A 16,795-nucleotide genomic window follows, 5' to 3' on the forward strand; every position below is an offset into this window, starting at 1 on the left:
TCTCCAGCCGCTTGGCGTAGAGCGACATGCCGACGCCATCGTGCCAGAGGACCTTCAAGAGCGACCCGCCGCGCCCGCGGAAGACGAAGACGTCGCCGGCGTGCGGGTCGCGCTTCAGACCCTCCTGCACCATCAGCGCCAGCCCCGGCATGCCGCGGCGCATGTCGGTCACCCCGCCGGCCAGCCAGACCCGCGCCCCCGGCGCGAACGCGATCATCGCGGGTCCGGCGCGTCGGCCAGGCGCGCCACCGCTGCGGGATCGACGTCCGGCCCGACCGTGATCCGCCGGCCGTTGCTCAGCACGATCTCGATCCGACCGCCGCGGCGGCCGCGCTTCGCAGGCGCGGCCGGAGCTGGGGCCGGGGCTGTTCGCGCAATCGGCAGATCCGGCGCCACCGTCACCGGCGTGAAGAAGACCGGCCCGGCGAAGCCCAAGCGACCCTCGTCGCGGGCGCGCCGCCACGACATCAGCAGCGTCCGCGAGATCCCGTTGCGCCGAGCCGTCGCCGAGACCTGTCGATGACCGAGGTCGCTCTCCTCGACGATCCGAAGCTTCTCGGCCTCCGACCAACGGCGGCGGCGGCCGGTCTCCACGATCTCGAGCCGCGAGATCAACGAACTGTCCTTATGGGCTCCCATAAGGACACTGTGCCGTCAGCCCGGACCGGAGCGCACGACGGTTCTCACCGGAGGGTTACATTTCAGGCGCCTCGGCGGAATGGCACGAGGGAGCCCCTCGCGAGGCCGAGAAGCTGCGAGCCTGCTTGTCGACGCTGTTCAGTGTCGCCGTCGGCAAGACCAACAAGATCTCGGCGCCTGGCTCTCCCTAGACTTCGTCAATCCAGTCGCCAGCCTCCGCCCTCCCTCTCGCAAGGCGGCGTCGCGCAAGGCAACGGACGCCGACCCTGCTCGCCGGGGCGCCCGCCACGCTCGACCGCAGTCTCGCCCGCCGGTCCAATCAAGGGGGGTGGGTCTTCCCTTCGCCCTGCGCCCGCTCCTGACGGTGTGGGCCGTATCTACGTCGCCGCTCAGCGCAACCCGTCGGCACGTAGCTGGAAAACCGATGGAGCCGATGGCTCGGAGAGCTTGCCGCGGAGGGCCCGTGACGTTTGTCGCACAAGGCCTCTCCACGTTATCCCGACAAAACCAGGGCGTTTCGTTGGAAGCGCACGCGTCATCGTCGCCAAGCTGCGCCGAGCCCTCGTGAGGGCGCGGCCCTGATCGCTTGGCGCGGCTTCGTTCACGACCAGCCAAGCGCCGCTCGGGCCTTGAAAGGACAATTCGCGCAGGAAGTCAGTCCGGTAGGTATCGCCCTCTGACGGAATGATGGCCATGCCCACCGCCTTGCATCGCCCAAGTTACGGTGGCCGACTGCGAGGGTGAACTTCAATGCGAAAGCAAGAAGGTCCTCGACGCAATCGAAGCCTTTGCGGACGATGCTCGAAGCCTGCTCGCGGCAGCCTCAGACCTTGGGCTGGTCTCCTAAGCCGGACGAACGCTCCTTCGAAGCGGAGCGCCCGGTATGAGCCGCGGGCGACCGGTGGGCGGTGATCAACAGCGCATTTCGGATTCACCGGAGTCGCCGGGCTTGCCGGGCAAGCCCGTCGCTGGCGCTAGCCGACGAACACCCAGTTGCCCGCGGCGTTGCAGCGATACACGCCTTCGCCGCTTCCGTCCGACATGGCCATCTGACCGGAGATCGCCGAACTTGGCGGCGCTACCGTCGGCTGCATCGCGAGGGTGTAGGCGCTGAGGTTCATGCGCCGCTCATCCGCCTCGATATAGATCGTTCGGTCGGCTCCGCCGGTTTCCCTTGCGATAAGCTCGACGATGCCGCCCTTCTTTTGCGACTTCAGCACGAATTTGGCGCCGTCGGACCCCGGGATCTGGCCCACGATCCCGCCGCTGAAGGTTTCGTAGACGGCGTCGCCCACATTGACGAAGCGCGATGGACCGTCGTTGGTGCGATATTCTCCGATCCAGACGGGCCCCGATCCGCTCGCCGCATTGACGTCCGACAAAATATCGCCCGCGCCGGAGACGGTGGCGCCGTTGATCATCACTTCCCCCACCGTGCCTTCAAGCGAGATGCAGGGGACCGTGACCGTCGCGCCCATGTTGAAATCTGGCGACTCGATGCGGATCAACTTGGCCATCGGTCCGGTGGCGCCCGCATGTCCGACGCAGATCGCGGCGATGGTCGGACGCGTGGCCGAGGCGCCGCTTCGCAGCGCGTAGAGACGGATGTTGTCGCCGTCGATCCGAATGCCGCATGGCGAAGTCTGCCCGGCTGCGGCGTATCCGCCGAATTCGCCCCCGGTGATCGTCCAGGCCGTCTGTCGTCGGGGTTTTCCGACCACCGCAGGATCCATCATCGGCCGGCTTTTCGCGGGCGTCGGCAAGGCTCATGAACCCGTGGGCATTCAGACGCTCCGCCCTCAGCTTGCCGCCGAAGCCTCGATGAGCCCGTTGTCGGTCGCCTTTCCGGGGCGCGAGACGCCGGGGGTGGCGTCATTGGCGCAGGCTCGCAGATCCATGTCGCGGGAAATGAACGCGGCGCCGTCATCGACCCGGATCCTCCGAGGATCGCCCAGTCGGCCGCCGCATCTCGTCCGGCAGCAGGCCCGCGCAGTTCCCGCGCCAGGTGAAACAGGTCGCCTGGCCGATGCCCGCCTTGCGGCGGACCTCCGCCGCCGGGGCGCTTTCCTCGATCCGCTTCAGCACGAACGCCTGTCTCGCGCGTCCGAAAACCTCGATGCCTTCATGGTCTCCGCCCCTTTCTCCCATGCCGAAATCGTCGCGGGAAACTCCACCGATCCGCGATCCGGTTTTCAGCGGGCAGAGCAGGGGCGGGCTTAGGAAATGCGGGCCATGGCCGAGCCTGCCGCGGGGGCTCGCTCGCGCGAGGGAGGGCACGTGACAAAGACCTTCTCAAGGTGAGGATGCCGCCGGAAGCGTGATCAAACGCGCCGAGACTGCGACAGCCCCCTTTCAGGCGCCGATGGACATGCGGCGCCGCTTTGCGCTCACGACGCCGCGCGGTGGCGGCCGCTGATCTTCAAGAGCGGCGCGCCCGCGACGCCCACGGTCAGCATCGCCAGCCCGACGGCCTCGCGTCGGGTGATCTGATCGCGAAACGCCCGGCGGGTGACGACCTGGGCGAAGAGAATTTCGGTCAGCGCCGCGGCCCGGACGAGCGACGCCGACTGAAGCGCGAAGGCCAGAAACCTCAGCTGCGAGGCGAAGGCGCCCGCGAAACCGGCCGGGAGCGCCTTGCCCGGGCTCCGCAGCAGGCTGCGCAGAACCGTCCATTCGGTCCAGGCCAGCCAGCTCGACCGGACGACCACCTGAAAGCACAGCGCGCAGACCAGCGTCAGGCTGGCGCCCATCAGGAACAGCCCGCTTCCGACTTCGAGAATCCCGCCGCGAAACGCCACCGCCGACACCGCGAACAGCGCGCCGGACGCGAGGCCGAAGCTCACCGGCCGCATCCAGCCGGGCTGCCGCATCGCCGCGGCAGGCCAGGACAAGGCCATCACCCCGAGCGTCGCGAGCGCGACCGCTGCGGTCGCCAGCGGGCTGATGGTCTCGTCCAGCAGGAGCCAGGAGGTTCCGACCACCATCAGCGGCTCGGACCTGGTGCAGGCGATGAAGATCTCGAACGACCGCGTGCGCATCGCCGTCAGCATCAGCCCCGTCGCCGCGATCTGCGCGAGCGCCCCGACCGCCGTCATCCGGACGAAGCGCAGGCAGGGCAGCGGCGCAACAACGCCCGAATTCGCGACGATCAGAACCAGGAACAGGATCCCGAACGGCAGACCGTAGAGAAAGGGCGCTTGGGTGGCGCCCACCGCGCCGATCGTCTCGGTCAGTTCTTTCTGGAGCTTGTTGCGCAGGGTCTGCGAGAAGGCACCGACCCGCGGAAGCGGTCAGGCCGCCGCGGCGGTCCTCTCCTCCAGCGACGGTCGCCGTGCGTTCCAACCCGCGGCGCGCTCATAGGCGTCCCCGGCGCGAAAGCAGGTCGCGTGGTCGAACAGATTGCCCGCGCGTTGCAGCGAGAGCGGCATGCCGTCGGCGTCGAAGCCGTTCTGCACCGACAGGGCAGGGTTGTCGGTGGCGTTGAACGGCGTGGTGTAGGACCTGTGCGTGAAGAGCCATTCATGCGGGGTCGGCTCCAGCGTTCCGGCGGCGCCGGTGCTGGGGGTGGCGATCAGGTCGACGTCGCGAAACGCCGTCTGCGTGGCGGGGGCGAGCTGGGTGCGCATGCGCATCGCCTTGGATGACGTCCTCCGCCCGGAACAACGCGCCGCACTGGATCCGCCAGCGCAGCGACCCGCCCGGAATCTCGGGCGTGTCGCGCAAGCTGCGCTGGTGGATGGCGAAGAGCTCGGCCATGACGATGGTCTTCTTGGACTCCGAACAGGCCTCTAGGCACGGCAGCTCCCCATCGCGCAGCGTCGCGCCGAGGGGACCATCACCTCCAGCGAGGCTTCGAAGGCCGCGCGGACTTCGCCTGCGAAAGACGCCTCCTCGAACAGCCAGCGGCGCGGCACGCCGATCACGAGGCGGCGGCGGTCGCCGGTCAGGGCGGCGGCGTAATCGGGCGTCGGTTGTCCGGCGCTGCCGGGGTCGCTTGGGTCGTGCCCGGCGATGACCGCCAGCATCAACACGGCGTCGCGGGAGGAGCGCGCCATCGGCCCCGCATGATCTTGGGAGAAGGCGTTCGGAAACACGCCGCGCCGGCTCACCCGGCCGTAAGTCGCCTTCATCCCGGCGATGCCACACGCCGCCGCCGGCAGGCGGATCGACCCGCCGGCGTCGGCGCCGATGCCGCAGGGGACGAACCCCGCCGCGAACGCGGCGCCGGCGCCCGAGGCCGATCCCGCCGGATGCCGATCGGTGTTCCAGGGATTGCGCGCCGGCGGGCCGACCACGTCCCACGACGGTCCGCGATGCGCGAACTTCCAGGCGGTGGTCTTGCCGAGCAGAACGCCGCCGCCCTCGCGCAGCCGGGTCTCGACGAACGCGTCCGCGGCGGTCACTTGCCTCGGCGAGGCTGGGGGCCTGAGCGATCTCGGGTCGTGGTCAATGCGCTCCCGGGCTTCATGCGGCGCCCGGGCCCGTCGTCGGCCCGACCGCCGTCGGGCGGGAAACATCCGGGGAACCGAAATTACACAAGCATTTCGAACCCGTCTCCCCAATACTCACGGCAACGATGCCGAGCGCGATGGTGCGCTCGAGAACATCGAATCGCATGGGAGGAACCGACATGTCCGCACTTGGACGGAGTCTGCTCGGCGCCGCGATCTGCGCGCTTGGCGTGCATGGCGCGGCGAAGGCCGAGCCCCTGAAAATCGCCGTGGTCGAAACGCTTTCGGGCCCGCAGGCCTCGACCGGCCTGCTGATCAAGGCCGGGACCGACTACGGCGTGAGACGGATCAACGCCGAGGGCGGCTATGGCGGCGAGCCGGTGCAGGTCCTCGACTATGACAACCAGGGCGGGCCGGTGGGCGCCGCCGACCGGGTGAAGGCCGCCATCGCCGATGGCGCGCGGATCATCGTGCAGGGCGCGTCGTCGGCCATCGGCGGCCAGGTGACCGAGGACGTGCGCAAGCACAACCTGCGCAATCCCGGCAAGGAAGTGATCTACATGAACGTCGGCGCCGAGGCGCTGGAGCTGACCGGCGACAAGTGCCATTTCCACCACTTCCGCTTCAACACCAACGCGGTGATGCGCGTCGCGGCCCTCGCGCCCGCGATGAAGGAGGCCGGACTGCTGGACGGCGGCGTCTACGCCATCGACCAGAATTACTCCTGGGGCCAGGACATGGAGAACGCGATCGTCTCCTACGCCGACAAGGTCGGCTACGAGGTCGTCGGCAAGACCCTGCATGACGTGAACAAGATCCAGGATTTCTCGCCCTACGTCGCCGATATCGACAAGAGCGGCGCGACCGCGGTCATGACCGGCAACTGGTCGAACGACCTGCTGCTGCTGGTCAAGGCCGCCAACGACGCCGGCCTGAAGGCCAAGTTCGGCACCGCCTTCCTCGATCAGCCCGGGAACATCGCCAATGCCGGCGCCATCGCCGAAGGCCACTACCTGTCCTCGGTCTACAGCGCCGAGGCCGCGGGCGAAGCGGGCGCGGCCTTCTTCGAGGACTACAAGGCCTTCACCGGCCACTACCCCGTCTTCGTCGAGCCGCAGACCGTGCAGGGTTTCGAGATGCTGGCCGCCGCCCTGAAGGCGACGCCCCAGAAGGACGGCAAGATCGACGTCAACGCCATCGGCCTCGCGCTCGAGGGGGTGACCATCGACAACGGTCTGGGCGAGATCTCCATGCGGGCCGAAGATCACCAAACCCAGCAGCCGATGGTGGTCTCGGTCGTCTCCAAGGACGCCAAGTACAAGGTCGACGACACCGCCTTCGGCTTCAAGCCGGTCAAGGTGCTGACGGCGGCGGAAACCTCCACGCCGGTGCAGGAGGCTTGCAAGATGAAGCGGCCGTAAAGCCCGCCCGCTCCGCCCGACCCGCGCCCTGCGACGTTCGATCGAGCCCTGAAGCCCAGGGTTCGCTGGAGGAGGCTGGATGGAACAGCTGCTTTTCGCCGTTCTCAACGGGACCATCTACGGCCTTCTGCTGTTCATGGTCTCGGCGGGACTGACGCTTATCTTCGGCATGATGGGCGTGCTCAACTTCGCGCACGCGTCGTTCTACATGCTGGGCGCCTATTTCGCCTACTCTCTGCAGGCATGGGTCGGGTTCATCCCCGCGATTCTGATCGCCCCCCTTCTGGTGGGGGCGATCGGGGTGGGGGTGGAGCGGTTCTTCCTCCGCCGGGTCCACAAGCACGGGCACGCGCATGAGCTGCTGCTGACCTTCGGCCTGTTCTTCATCTTCTCGGAGCTGGTCAAGCTGGTCTACGGCAACTACCCGGTGGACTACCGTATCCCCGAGTTCCTCCGCTTCGCCGCCTTCTCGCTGAGCGGGCTGGATTATCCGTTCTACCGGCTGTTCATCGGGGGCGTGGCGGTGGCGATGTTCGCGGCGATCTGGTTGCTGCTGACCCGCACAAGGGTCGGCATCATCGTGCGCGCCGCCATCCATCGCCCGGCGATGGTGGAGGCGCTGGGCCACAACGTGCCGCTGGTGTTCATGAGCGTCTTCGGCATCGGCGCGGCGCTGGCGGCGGTGGCGGGCGCGGTGGCCGGCGCCTTCTACACCACCAATCCCAACATGGCGCTGGAACTCGGCGTCATCGTCTTCGTGGTCGTCGTGGTCGGCGGGCTCGGCTCGCTCGAGGGGGCGATGCTCGCCTCGCTGCTGATCGGGATCACCACCTCGCTGGCGGTGGCGGTGGACGCGAGCCTCGCCGACGCGCTCGACCTCGTGGGCCTGGGGGACGCGGCGCGCGACTTCGGCGGGCTGCTCGACGCGGACCTGCGCGGGCTGGCGGCGACGCTGCCGTATTTCCTGATGCTTCTGGTGCTGCTGCTCCGCCCGGGCGGCCTGATGGGCGAGGGCGACTGAGATCATGATCCTGCGCATCCTCCTTTTCCTCGGGATCGTGGCGGCGCTGGCCTGCGTGCCGCTCGTGCTGCCCGAAACCTATGTGAACGCCGCCATCCAGATGCTGATCGCGGCGCTTTTCGCCACCGCCTTCGGCTATCTCTGCGGGCAGGGCGGCATGCTGTCCTTCGGCCATTCCGCCTATTTCGGCCTCGGCGCCTTCGCCGCGATCCACGCCATGAACGCGTTCGGCGGCGACGGCCTGCTGCCGACGCCGCTGATCCCGCTGTTCGGGGCGGCCGCGGGGCTGATCTTCGGGCTGATCGCGGGCTGGTTCGCCACCAAGCGCAGCGGCGTCTACTTCGCGATGATCACGCTGGCGGTGGCCGAACTCGTCCACGCGCTCGCCCCCCATCTGAAAGAGACTTTTGGAGGCGAGGGCGGCATCTCCACCTTCCGGATGCCGGCCTGGGGGGTCAGCTTCGGCTCCAGCGACGAGGTCTACTGGCTGGCGCTGGCCTGGACCGCGATCTGCATGGCGCTGCTGTTCCTGCTGACCCGCACGCCGTTCGGGCGGGTCGCGGTGGGCCTGCGCGAGAACGCGCATCGCATGCGCTTCATCGGCTACGAGACGCATCGGCCCAGCGCGCTGATCTTCGCCATCTCGGGCATGGTGGCGGGCGTCGCCGGGTCGCTGCAGTCGCTCAACATCGAGGCCGCCAACTACGTGGTGTTCGAAACCAGCGTCTCGTCGGCCGTGGTGCTCAACAGCTTCATCGGCGGGGTGCGGGTGTTCTTCGGCCCGGCGATCGGCGCCGCGCTGATGTCGTTCTTCGGCTATGTGACCGCGGACATGACCCGGTCCTGGCTGCTCTATCAGGGGCTGATCTTCGTGCTGGTGATGATGTTCCTGCCCCGGGGCCTGGTCGGCGAGGTGGTGGAACGGCTGCGCGGCGGCGCGGAGGAGCGGCGCGCGCTGCGCCCGTCGGCGCTCGCGGCGTCGGCCGTCGGCGTGCTGAGCGGGGCGGTCGGCACGGTGCTGCTGGTCGAGATCCTGCAGCGGCTGCTGGCGGACTCCTATGCCGGCGCCGCGGGCGGCTGGCCGCCGGTCACGGTCTGGGGGATGGAGTGGTCGCCTCTCTCGCCGCTCACCTGGCTCCTGCCCCTGGCCCTGATCGCGATCAGCGTGGCGATCTTCCTGCGCGGCCGACTGCGGGAGCGGGCGGCGGCCCCGGCCGGCGCACCGGCGGCGGACGGCGTGACGAAGGAGGCCGCGCGATGACCGATACGGTCCTGATGCTCGACGCGGTGGACAAGTCCTTCGGCGAGGCGCGGATCATCCAGGGCGTGACCCTCGCCGTCGAACGCGGCGAGAAGCACGCCATCATCGGGCCGAACGGCGCCGGCAAGTCGACCCTCTTCCACCTGTGCTCCGGCCAGTTCACGCCGACCCGCGGGCGGATCCTGCTGAACGGGGCGCCGATCCATGGCCTCGCGCCGCACGAGGTGAACCGGCGCGGCCTCGCCCGGTCCTTCCAGATCACCAACATCTTCCCCGGCCTCAGCGTGTTCGAGAACCTGCGCCTGTCGGTGATGCGCCGGCGCCGGCAGACCTATGTGTTCTGGCGGGGCGTCGCCGGCCTGCGCGAGACGACCCGGCGCACGGAGGAGATCCTCGATCAGGTGCGCCTCGCCTCGCGCGCCCATGACCTCGCCAGCGCGCTGTCCTATTCCGAGCAACGCGCGCTGGAGATCGGGATGACGGTGGCCTCCGACCCCGAGGTGATCCTGCTGGACGAGCCGATGGCCGGCATGTCGCATGAGGAGAGCACCTACGCCCTCGCCCTGATCCGGGAGATCGCGGCGTCGCGGACCCTGATGATCGTCGAACATGACATGGACGTGGTGTTCTCGCTCGCCGACCGGATCAGCGTGCTGGTCTATGGCGAGATCGTCGCCACCGGCATGCCTGACGAGATCCGCGAGAATCCCCGCGTGCGAGAGGCCTATCTGGGCGAGGAGGCGGTGTGATGGCGCATCACGACGCGACGCTTTTGTCGGTGCAGGACCTGCACGCCCATTACGGCATGAGCCATATCCTGCAGGGCGTCGATTTCGACCTGCGCCAAGGGGAGATCGTCAGCCTGCTGGGGCGCAACGGCTCGGGCCGCTCGACGCTGCTCAAGTCGATCATGGGACTGGTGACGCCGAGCTCGGGGCGGGTGGTGCTGGCGGGGCGGGATCTGGCGGGGTCGCGGCCCTTCGCGATCTGCCATGCCGGCCTCGCCTACGTGCCCGAGGAGCGGGAGGTGTTCCACAACCTGACCGTGGACGAGAACCTGGCCATGGGCGTGCAGAAGGGCGTGACCGGCGCGCCCGCCTGGACGGTGGAGCAGATGTTCGACTACTTCCCCCGCCTGCGAGAGCGGCGCAACACCCGCGCCGGGTCGATTTCGGGCGGGGAGCAGCAGATGCTGACCATCTGCCGCTCGCTGCTCGGCAACCCGCTGGCGATCCTGATCGACGAGCCGACCGAGGGGCTGGCCCCGCTGATCGTGGCGGTGGTGGCCGACGTGATCCGGGACATCAACGCGCGGGGCGTGGCGGTGCTGCTGGTCGAGCAGAAGCTGACCATCGCGCTCAAGGTCTCGCACCGGATCAGCGTCATGGGCCACGGGCGCATCGCGTTCGAAGGGACCCCGGCGGAGCTGGAGGCGCATCCGACCGTCAAGCGGGACTGGCTGGCGCTCTGAACCGGGGCCCGGGGCAGGGCCGGGGCGCTCGATCATCGCCCGGACGGCAAGACCACCGAAGGCACGGCGCCCGCCCCTTTCCAGGTCGAAGGCTCGCCGGAGGCGGAGATGGGCGCCGCCTCGCGCCGCGCCCGGCTCCGCACCGGCGCGGATGGGTGCCATGCGTTCCGGACGGTGACGCCCGCGCCCTGTCCGATGACCGATGGCGGCCGGTCGGGCGGAGGCTCGAAGCCGCGGGCCGCCATCCCTGCCGACCCGCGCATGTCCTTTTCAGGCTGCAGAACCCGGCTTCGAGAGGCGGGTGACCCAGGTCTTCGCCGAAGGCGACGCCTTCGGCGACGGCGACGCTGTTTCCCGCGTGACGGACAGTCTCGTCGAAGCCGAACGCCCCGAACCCGCGGGAGCCGCGCCCGACGGAACCGAGCAGGCGTCGGCCTGGCGTCACCTCGGACAGGATTTCCGTCCGCGCCCGGCTTCCTGAACCGCAAGACCCCTCCCATCCGCCAGGAGATCAAACATGCCTGCGCTCGACCACGCCGCGCGCAGGCTGATCTTCGAGGTCGCCCGCTCTCGGAACGGGTGGCCGGCCGGATGCGCCGTCGGTTGAGGCGCCTGGCCCGGACGCGGCGGCTGAAGGCGAGGCGCGATCAGCGAGGGCCGCAGCGGGACCATCCCCGCCCTGCAACAGGAAGGCGTTGGCGGTCGCCTGTCCGGGGCGCGGACGTCGCCCTCGACGATGGTCGCCGCTGCGTTCGGTCGCGCTGGACCTGGCGGAATGTCGCCGAAAATCGGGCGCCCGATCGCATCTCGACGTGAGCGTCCCCGTCGCGACGAGACCGTAGCGCGATCGGACCACCGGGCGAAGCCTTCGCGACCTCGCGCGGGATCGCCGCCGCGCGGGGCATCCGCGCGCCGCTTCGCCCGGCGTCGGTGCGTTCGGCGTGACGAAGCCCTGCCTGCGCCTTCGCGCCCCTCTTCGGCCGCGTCCCATGCGTTCCGCTGAAAATGCCGGACCGCCGAGCCCGAGACGGTCAACCTCCGTCCGATCCCTCGGCTCCCGGGACCGCACCACGCCGCAGCGACGCGTTCTCCCGCTCCAGTTCGGCGATGCGCTCGCGAAGCGGCTGCAAGGCGGCGGTCATCTCGTGCAGGGTGTAGCGCGGGGTGATGTGCTGCGGGCAGTTCCAGTCGAAAGCGTCGAGGCGCAGTCGGAAGATCCGCTCGGGCTTCGCCCCATAGGCCTTTTCGGCCAGGCCCTCGGTCAGCGCCTCGGTCAGCGCGGCGTCGGCGTCGAGCGCCAGCGTCTCGACATGAACGTAGATCTTCAGACGCGCCCGCCTCGGGTAGTCCACCAGGATCAGGCAGGCGCGGTCGTTCGCCCCCAGGTTGCCGGTGGTGATGTACTGGCGATTGCCCCGGTAGTCGAGGAAGGCCAGCGTCCGGTCGTCGAGCATCTTCAGGAAGCCGGGAGGGCCGCCGCGATGCTGGACATAGGGCCAGCCGGATTCCGAGACCGTCGCCATGTAGAAGCTGTCGCGCTGCGCGATGAAGGCGGCCTCCTGCGGGGTGAAGCGGTCGGACTCGCGCCGTCCCTTGAAGTCGGTCCACAGATGGTCGGCCCCCATCTCCGCCTGCGCCGCGCGCACGCTCGGCGTCGCGGCGATCTCCATGAATCCATAGGCCATTGCTCGCCTCCTCCGTCCTCCGCCGCCATGGGATCATGCGATGCGGCCGATGAAACCCGCGCGGCGCCCCGGGGGCGCCCGGCACGCGCATCCGAACGCCCCCCGCAAACTGGCGCGGATCAGCCGGCGGCCCTCGCGGCCTCCTGCGCGCGCGCATAGCTCTCGATCACCGCCGCGTAGTTCGGCGCGGCGAGACCGTAGAGCGTCGCGAGCTCCGCCGCCTCGGGTCGCGCCCAGGTGCGGTGCAGCTCCGACAAGAGCGCATTGGTCGAGGTTGGCTTCACGCCCCCCTGCACGAAGCGGGCGAGGGAGACGCGCGACGCCATCTCGCTCGGATCGCCCGAGGCGTCGATCACCGCATAGACGTCGAACCCCGCGACGACGGCGTCGAGCGCGGGGAACATCACGCAGACGCTGGTCCAGACGCCGGCCATGATAAGCGTGTTGCGACCCGAAGAGCGGACCTCGGCCACGAAGGCGTCGTTGTCCCAGGCGTTCACCTCGCCCTTGCGGGGCACGTAGACGGCGTGCGGGGCGTGGGCGTGGATCTCGGGCATCAGCGGCCCGTTGGAGCCGGAGGGCTCCGACGCGGTGGTGATCACCGGAATGCCGAGCAATGTCGCCAGCCGCGCGATCATCTCCACATTGCGGCGCAGGTCGGCGACGGGGATGTCCTTCACCGTCTGGAAGAGGCCCGATTGGTGGTCGAGCAGCAGGATCAGCGTGTCCGACGGATCGATCAGCGCGGCGCCGCCGCCGGAGGGGAGGACGCTGGATCTGGGGGAGGTCATCTGTGGTCTCCGTGGCTTTGGGCGGGTCAAGGGGAGCGAAGGCGTCGCCCGAGGAATTCGCGGATCAGCGGAACCATCTCGTCCGCCTTGTCCTCGAGCGCGAAATGCCCGGTATCGAGGAAGTGCAGCTCGGCGTCCGGCAGGTCGCGCAGGAAGGCCCGCGCGCCGTCGGGCGCGAATATCGGGTCGTGCTCGCCCCACAGGATCAGCGTCGGCGGCTGATGCGCGCGGAACCAAGCGTGGAAGGCGGGGTAGAGGACGAGGTTGGTGCGGTAGTCGAGGATGATCTCGAACTGGATCTCGACGGCGCCGGGACGGTCGAGGAACAGTTGGTCGTGCAGCCAGGCGGCGGGGTCGATCCGGGTCGGGTCCTTCACGCCGGTCAGATACTGGAACTTCGTCCCCTCCAGGCTCAGGAACGGCCGCATGGCGTCGCGCCTGGTCTCGCCGGGATCGGCCCAGAAGGCGCGGGTTGGGGACCAGAAATCCTTCATCCCGTCTTCGTAGGCGTTGCCGTTCTGCACGATCAACGCGGAGACCCGGTCGGGGCGTTTCAGCGCCAGCCGGAAGCCGGTCGGGGCGCCGTAGTCCATCACGTAGAGGGCGTAGCGGGCGACCCCCAGCCGCCCGAGCAGCTGGTCCACCACGTCGGCGAAGCTGTCGAACCCATATGCAAAACTCCCGAGCGGCGGCATCGAGGTGAGCCCGAACCCCGGCAGGTCCGGCGCGATCACGTGCCAGCGATCCGCCAGCGCCGGGATCATGTTGCGGAACATGTGCGAGGAGCTTGGAAAACCGTGGAGGAGGACGAGGACCGGCGCTTCGGCCGGCCCTGCCTCCCGGTAGAAGATCTCCAGCCCCGCGACCGTCGCCGTGCGGTGGTGGACGACCGGCGGGGGCGGGGCGACGGTCTCCATGTCAGGCGCTCGGCCCGGCGGCGTCTTCGATGAAGTCGGCCACCGCTTCGGGATGGGACAGCATCACGGCGTGGCTGCTGTCGATCTCCACCTGCCGCGCCCCGATCCGGCCCGCCATTCTGCGCTGCGCGCTCGGCGGGATCATCCGGTCGCGGGCGGCGACCAGGTAATGTGTGGGCCTCGCTTTCCACCCGATGCGGCGCGCGGTGGCCGTCGCCGCGCCGAGGCCCCAGGGCGTCTGCGCCGCGGCCATGAAGCGGGTGGTGGCCGGGGCGACATCGGCGCCGAACGCGTCGGGGAACCGCGCCGGGTCGACGATCAGGAAACCGTCCTGCAGCGGCAGCAGCGGGGCTTTCGCCTCCCCCGGCTCGGCCGGCGGTTCATTGAGCGTGGCGACCGACTCGCCCCGATCCGGCGCGAAGGCCGCGATATTGGCCAGGGCCATGACCTTGGGGTGATCGCCCGCTTCGGTCACCACCGCGCCGCCATAGCTGTGGCCGACGAGCACGACCGGATGGCGGGCCGCGGCGATCACCCGTTCGGTGGCCGCCACATCGCCGTCGAGCGTGATCGTGGGGTTCTGCACCACCAGCACCTCGTGACCCCGGCGGGTCAGGATCGCATGCACCGCCTGCCATCCCGACCCGTCGACGAAGGCGCCGTGCACCAGCACGATGGAGAGCCCCGTCTCGTTGTCCTGCGCGACGTCGCCCGTCGCGAAACCGGATTCGATGTTCAACATGAGCCTGGCTCCCTTGATGGCCGATATGCAGGGCCTAGTCGCAGAGCTTGCGGTCGAGGAAATCGCGGATCAGCGGGGCCATGACGTCGAGCTTGTCCTCGAGCGCGAAATGGCCGCTGTCGAGGATATGCATCTCCGCCTCGGGCAGATCGCGCAGGTAGGGATGCGCGCCGGGCTCGGGGAAGATCTCGTCGTTCTTGCCCCAGACGATCAGGGTCGGCGGCTGATGTTCGCGGAAGAACGCCTGGAACGCCGGGTAGAGCGGGACGTTGGTTCCGTAGTCGCCGAGCAGGTCGAGCTGGATGTCCCGGTTGCCGGGCCGGTCGAGCCGCGCCTGGTCGATGACCCAGTTGTCCGGGCTGATCCGGGCCACGTCGCCCATGCCGTCGGTATACTGGAACTTCGTGATCTCGGGGGTGACCAGGATGTCGAGCGCGTCGCGGTTCGCCTGCGTCGGCTCGGCCCAGTAGGCCTTGATCGGATCCCAGAAGGCGGCGAGCCCTTCCACATAGGCGTTGCCGTTCTGCACGATCAGCGTCTGCACCCGCTCGGGATGCTTCAGCGCCAGCCGGTAGCCGATGGGCGCGCCGTAATCCATCACATACATGCTGTAGCGCTCGGCCCCGAGCTTCACGGTCAGCGCCTCGACGATCTCGGTCAGATGGGCGAACGAGTAGTCGAACGTCTTGTGATCGGGCGCGCCGCTCTGCCCGTAGCCGGGATAATCGGGGGCGATCACGTGATAGCGGTCGGCCAGCAGCGGGATCAGGTTGCGATACATGTGCGACGAGGTCGGGAAGCCGTGCAGCAGCAGCAGCACCGGCGCGCCCTTCGGTCCCGCTTCGCGGTAGAACACGTCGACGCCCTCGATCTCGACGGATTTATAATGGATCACCGGCACGGCGTAGGCGGCCGGTCCGGCGCTGGGCGCGGGGCAACGGCTCTGCGCGGCGGCCGGGCCGGCGAGCGTCGCGCAGGTCATGGCGATCGTGAGCAATTGTCTCATGGAACGTCTCCTTCAAGCCGACGTGGCCGCTCTCCGGCGTCCCCGTGACTTGAAGCTATCGCGATGGCGGCTCGGGCCCGAGTTAAGCGAGGTTAAACGGAGGGGGGCGATGGGCGTCGCCGCCGGTGGGCCGACGGTCGATCATGGCGCGCCGGCGAAGCCGAGGGCGACGGAAAGCGCGCCGCGCCTCAGGCGCCGATCCGCTCCAGCAAGGCGCGCGCATCCCCGAGATCGCCGGTATCGAACCCGTCGGCGAACCGCGCGTAGACCGGGGAGAGGATCCGCCTCGCGTCGCCTCTCAGGCCCTGCTCCATCAGCAGCGCCGCCAGATCGCGGGCGGCGCGCAGCGTCCAGGCGAGGCAGTTCAGATCTTCCGCGACCCTGACCGCCTCGCGCAGCGTGGCCTCCGCGTCGCGCGGCCGTCCCGCCGCAAGCTCGGTCGCGGCCCTGAGGCGCAACAGCTCCGGCAGGCCCCAGGGTTGCGGACTGGCGGCGAAGATATGCTCCAGCACCCGCGCCGCGTCCGTCGCCTGCCCGATCTCAAGCATCGCCTGCGCAAGGATCGTGTAGCGCGCGCTATGCCCGATCTGCGCCATGCCCGCGCGCAGATCGTCGAACGCGGCCCGCAGGCGGCGCGGATCGGGCGGGTCGTCGGAATAGGCGGCGAGGACCACGTCGTAGCAGCGCGCCACCGGGATCCAGGACGGCATGGCGTGGCGGGTGATCGCGTCGGCGAACCCCTCGACGCAGCGCCTGAGCTCGGCGATGTCGCGGCACTGGAGCAGGGTCCAGATCACGCCATAGGCGAGGCAATGGATCAGCGTCAGGCCGTGATCGGCCGCCTCCGCGTCCCGCGCCACCTCCCTCGCGATGCGCCGCGCCTGCCCGGGGCGGCCCACGAGCCAGGTCACCGCGCCGAGCTGCACCTTGACGTTCAGCCTCTGGTCCACCTGGAACCGCGGCGCGCCGTGTTCCGCGACGCCTCGCATCTCGTCCGCCAGCCGCTCCAGCCGAAGATGCGCGGCGGCGAAGTCGTAGATCCGGATCTCCCATTGCGCCTGGATCTGCTCCGCTTCCCACATCGCGGACGGGTGGCCCGCCCGCGCCGCGGCGTCCCGCATCGCGCTGAGCGTCTCGAGAATGCTCTCCTCGCCCCTCATCAGCTTGTAGGTCGCGAGCGCGCCCAGCGCCCGACACTCCGTCGCCGGGTCGTCGGTCTCGCGCGCCAGTCCGACCGCGGATTCGAAGAGCGCGACCGCGCCGCCGGGATCGCCGGGCAGATAGGTCCGCGCCTCGGCCAGACCGATGACCAGGCTGAGCTTGAGGGACGCGTCGGCGCCCTCGATGCGCGCGAGCGCGCCCAGCGCGCGTTCGATGGCGGTCCGGCTTT

General features: G+C 69.4%; 17 protein-coding genes. 5 read left to right on the top strand and 12 right to left on the bottom strand.

Features of this window, described 5'->3' with window-relative positions:
* The 6 genes from tnpB to ACTB72_RS14925 all read right to left on the bottom strand — a co-directional run.
* Window positions 1-217: IS66 family insertion sequence element accessory protein TnpB (gene tnpB, locus ACTB72_RS14900; RefSeq protein ID WP_463037790.1), on the bottom strand; the 217-nt coding region annotated here is incomplete at its 3' end.
* On the bottom strand, window positions 214-615 hold the full coding sequence (gene tnpA, locus ACTB72_RS14905; protein ID WP_463037791.1) for an IS66-like element accessory protein TnpA: 402 nt from the start codon (window positions 613-615) through the stop codon (window positions 214-216). The genes tnpB and tnpA, both read right to left, overlap by 4 nt.
* Before the next feature lie 998 nt (window positions 616-1,613).
* Entirely contained in the window at window positions 1,614-2,375 is a 762-nt protein-coding gene (locus ACTB72_RS14910) for a hypothetical protein (RefSeq protein WP_463037792.1), read from the bottom strand.
* A 651-nt stretch (window positions 2,376-3,026) separates the two neighbouring features.
* Entirely contained in the window at window positions 3,027-3,851 is an 825-nt protein-coding gene (locus tag ACTB72_RS14915) for an EamA/RhaT family transporter (protein ID WP_463037793.1), read from the bottom strand.
* A gap of 78 nt (window positions 3,852-3,929) precedes the next feature.
* Window positions 3,930-4,271, bottom strand: a complete 342-nt coding sequence (locus ACTB72_RS14920; protein ID WP_463037794.1) for an amidase family protein — start codon at window positions 4,269-4,271, stop codon at window positions 3,930-3,932.
* A gap of 156 nt (window positions 4,272-4,427) precedes the next feature.
* Entirely contained in the window at window positions 4,428-5,042 is a 615-nt protein-coding gene (locus ACTB72_RS14925; protein ID WP_463037795.1) for an amidase family protein, read from the bottom strand.
* Between the two features lie 227 nt (window positions 5,043-5,269).
* Between ACTB72_RS14925 and ACTB72_RS14930 the strand changes: the two genes are divergently transcribed.
* From ACTB72_RS14930 to ACTB72_RS14950, 5 genes are all read left to right on the top strand, one after another.
* The gene (locus tag ACTB72_RS14930) at window positions 5,270-6,511 is read left to right on the top strand and encodes a branched-chain amino acid ABC transporter substrate-binding protein (protein ID WP_463037796.1); all 1,242 of its coding nucleotides are present in this window, start codon (window positions 5,270-5,272) and stop codon (window positions 6,509-6,511) included.
* A 79-nt stretch (window positions 6,512-6,590) separates the two neighbouring features.
* Entirely contained in the window at window positions 6,591-7,532 is a 942-nt protein-coding gene (locus tag ACTB72_RS14935) for a branched-chain amino acid ABC transporter permease (protein WP_463037797.1), read from the top strand.
* A gap of 4 nt (window positions 7,533-7,536) precedes the next feature.
* Window positions 7,537-8,793: a branched-chain amino acid ABC transporter permease gene (locus ACTB72_RS14940; protein ID WP_463037798.1), complete on the top strand. Its 1,257-nt coding sequence runs from the start codon at window positions 7,537-7,539 to the stop codon at window positions 8,791-8,793.
* Window positions 8,790-9,542, top strand: a complete 753-nt coding sequence (locus tag ACTB72_RS14945) for an ABC transporter ATP-binding protein (protein WP_463037799.1) — start codon at window positions 8,790-8,792, stop codon at window positions 9,540-9,542. Before ACTB72_RS14940 ends, ACTB72_RS14945 begins: the two co-directional genes overlap by 4 nt.
* Window positions 9,542-10,264 carry an ABC transporter ATP-binding protein gene (locus ACTB72_RS14950; protein ID WP_463037800.1) on the top strand — a complete coding sequence of 241 codons (723 nt, stop codon included), beginning with the start codon at window positions 9,542-9,544 and terminating at the stop codon, window positions 10,262-10,264. Before ACTB72_RS14945 ends, ACTB72_RS14950 begins: the two co-directional genes overlap by 1 nt.
* Window positions 10,265-11,295: 1,031 nt before the next feature.
* Here the strand turns inward: ACTB72_RS14950 and ACTB72_RS14955 are convergent.
* The 6 genes from ACTB72_RS14955 to ACTB72_RS14980 form a co-directional block, all read right to left on the bottom strand.
* Entirely contained in the window at window positions 11,296-11,949 is a 654-nt protein-coding gene (locus ACTB72_RS14955; RefSeq protein WP_463037801.1) for a pyridoxamine 5'-phosphate oxidase family protein, read from the bottom strand.
* Between the two features lie 119 nt (window positions 11,950-12,068).
* A complete protein-coding gene (locus tag ACTB72_RS14960; protein ID WP_463037802.1) occupies window positions 12,069-12,740 on the bottom strand; it encodes an isochorismatase family protein in 672 nt (223 codons plus the stop codon).
* A 26-nt stretch (window positions 12,741-12,766) separates the two neighbouring features.
* Window positions 12,767-13,657, bottom strand: a complete 891-nt coding sequence (locus ACTB72_RS14965; protein WP_463037803.1) for an alpha/beta fold hydrolase — start codon at window positions 13,655-13,657, stop codon at window positions 12,767-12,769.
* Window position 13,658: 1 nt separating this feature from the next.
* Window positions 13,659-14,399 carry an alpha/beta fold hydrolase gene (locus ACTB72_RS14970; RefSeq protein WP_463037804.1) on the bottom strand — a complete coding sequence of 247 codons (741 nt, stop codon included), beginning with the start codon at window positions 14,397-14,399 and terminating at the stop codon, window positions 13,659-13,661.
* A gap of 34 nt (window positions 14,400-14,433) precedes the next feature.
* A complete protein-coding gene (locus ACTB72_RS14975; protein WP_463037805.1) occupies window positions 14,434-15,405 on the bottom strand; it encodes an alpha/beta fold hydrolase in 972 nt (323 codons plus the stop codon).
* Window positions 15,406-15,593: 188 nt separating this feature from the next.
* Window positions 15,594-16,795: hypothetical protein (locus ACTB72_RS14980; protein ID WP_463037806.1), on the bottom strand; the 1,202-nt coding region annotated here is incomplete at its 5' end.

The organism is Albimonas sp. (assembly GCF_055129145.1).

Coding starts and splice junctions, on each gene's coding strand:
- ACTB72_RS14910 (WP_463037792.1), bottom strand. CDS start 2,375: ATGATGGATCCTGCGGTGGTCGGAAAACCCCGACGACAGACGGCCTGG.
- ACTB72_RS14920 (WP_463037794.1), bottom strand. CDS start 4,271: ATGCGCATGCGCACCCAGCTCGCCCCCGCCACGCAGACGGCGTTTCGC.
- ACTB72_RS14930 (WP_463037796.1), top strand. CDS start 5,270: ATGTCCGCACTTGGACGGAGTCTGCTCGGCGCCGCGATCTGCGCGCTT.
- ACTB72_RS14935 (WP_463037797.1), top strand. CDS start 6,591: ATGGAACAGCTGCTTTTCGCCGTTCTCAACGGGACCATCTACGGCCTT.
- ACTB72_RS14940 (WP_463037798.1), top strand. CDS start 7,537: ATGATCCTGCGCATCCTCCTTTTCCTCGGGATCGTGGCGGCGCTGGCC.
- ACTB72_RS14945 (WP_463037799.1), top strand. CDS start 8,790: ATGACCGATACGGTCCTGATGCTCGACGCGGTGGACAAGTCCTTCGGC.
- ACTB72_RS14950 (WP_463037800.1), top strand. CDS start 9,542: ATGGCGCATCACGACGCGACGCTTTTGTCGGTGCAGGACCTGCACGCC.
- ACTB72_RS14955 (WP_463037801.1), bottom strand. CDS start 11,949: ATGGCCTATGGATTCATGGAGATCGCCGCGACGCCGAGCGTGCGCGCG.
- ACTB72_RS14960 (WP_463037802.1), bottom strand. CDS start 12,740: ATGACCTCCCCCAGATCCAGCGTCCTCCCCTCCGGCGGCGGCGCCGCG.
- ACTB72_RS14965 (WP_463037803.1), bottom strand. CDS start 13,657: ATGGAGACCGTCGCCCCGCCCCCGCCGGTCGTCCACCACCGCACGGCG.
- ACTB72_RS14970 (WP_463037804.1), bottom strand. CDS start 14,399: ATGTTGAACATCGAATCCGGTTTCGCGACGGGCGACGTCGCGCAGGAC.
- ACTB72_RS14975 (WP_463037805.1), bottom strand. CDS start 15,405: ATGAGACAATTGCTCACGATCGCCATGACCTGCGCGACGCTCGCCGGC.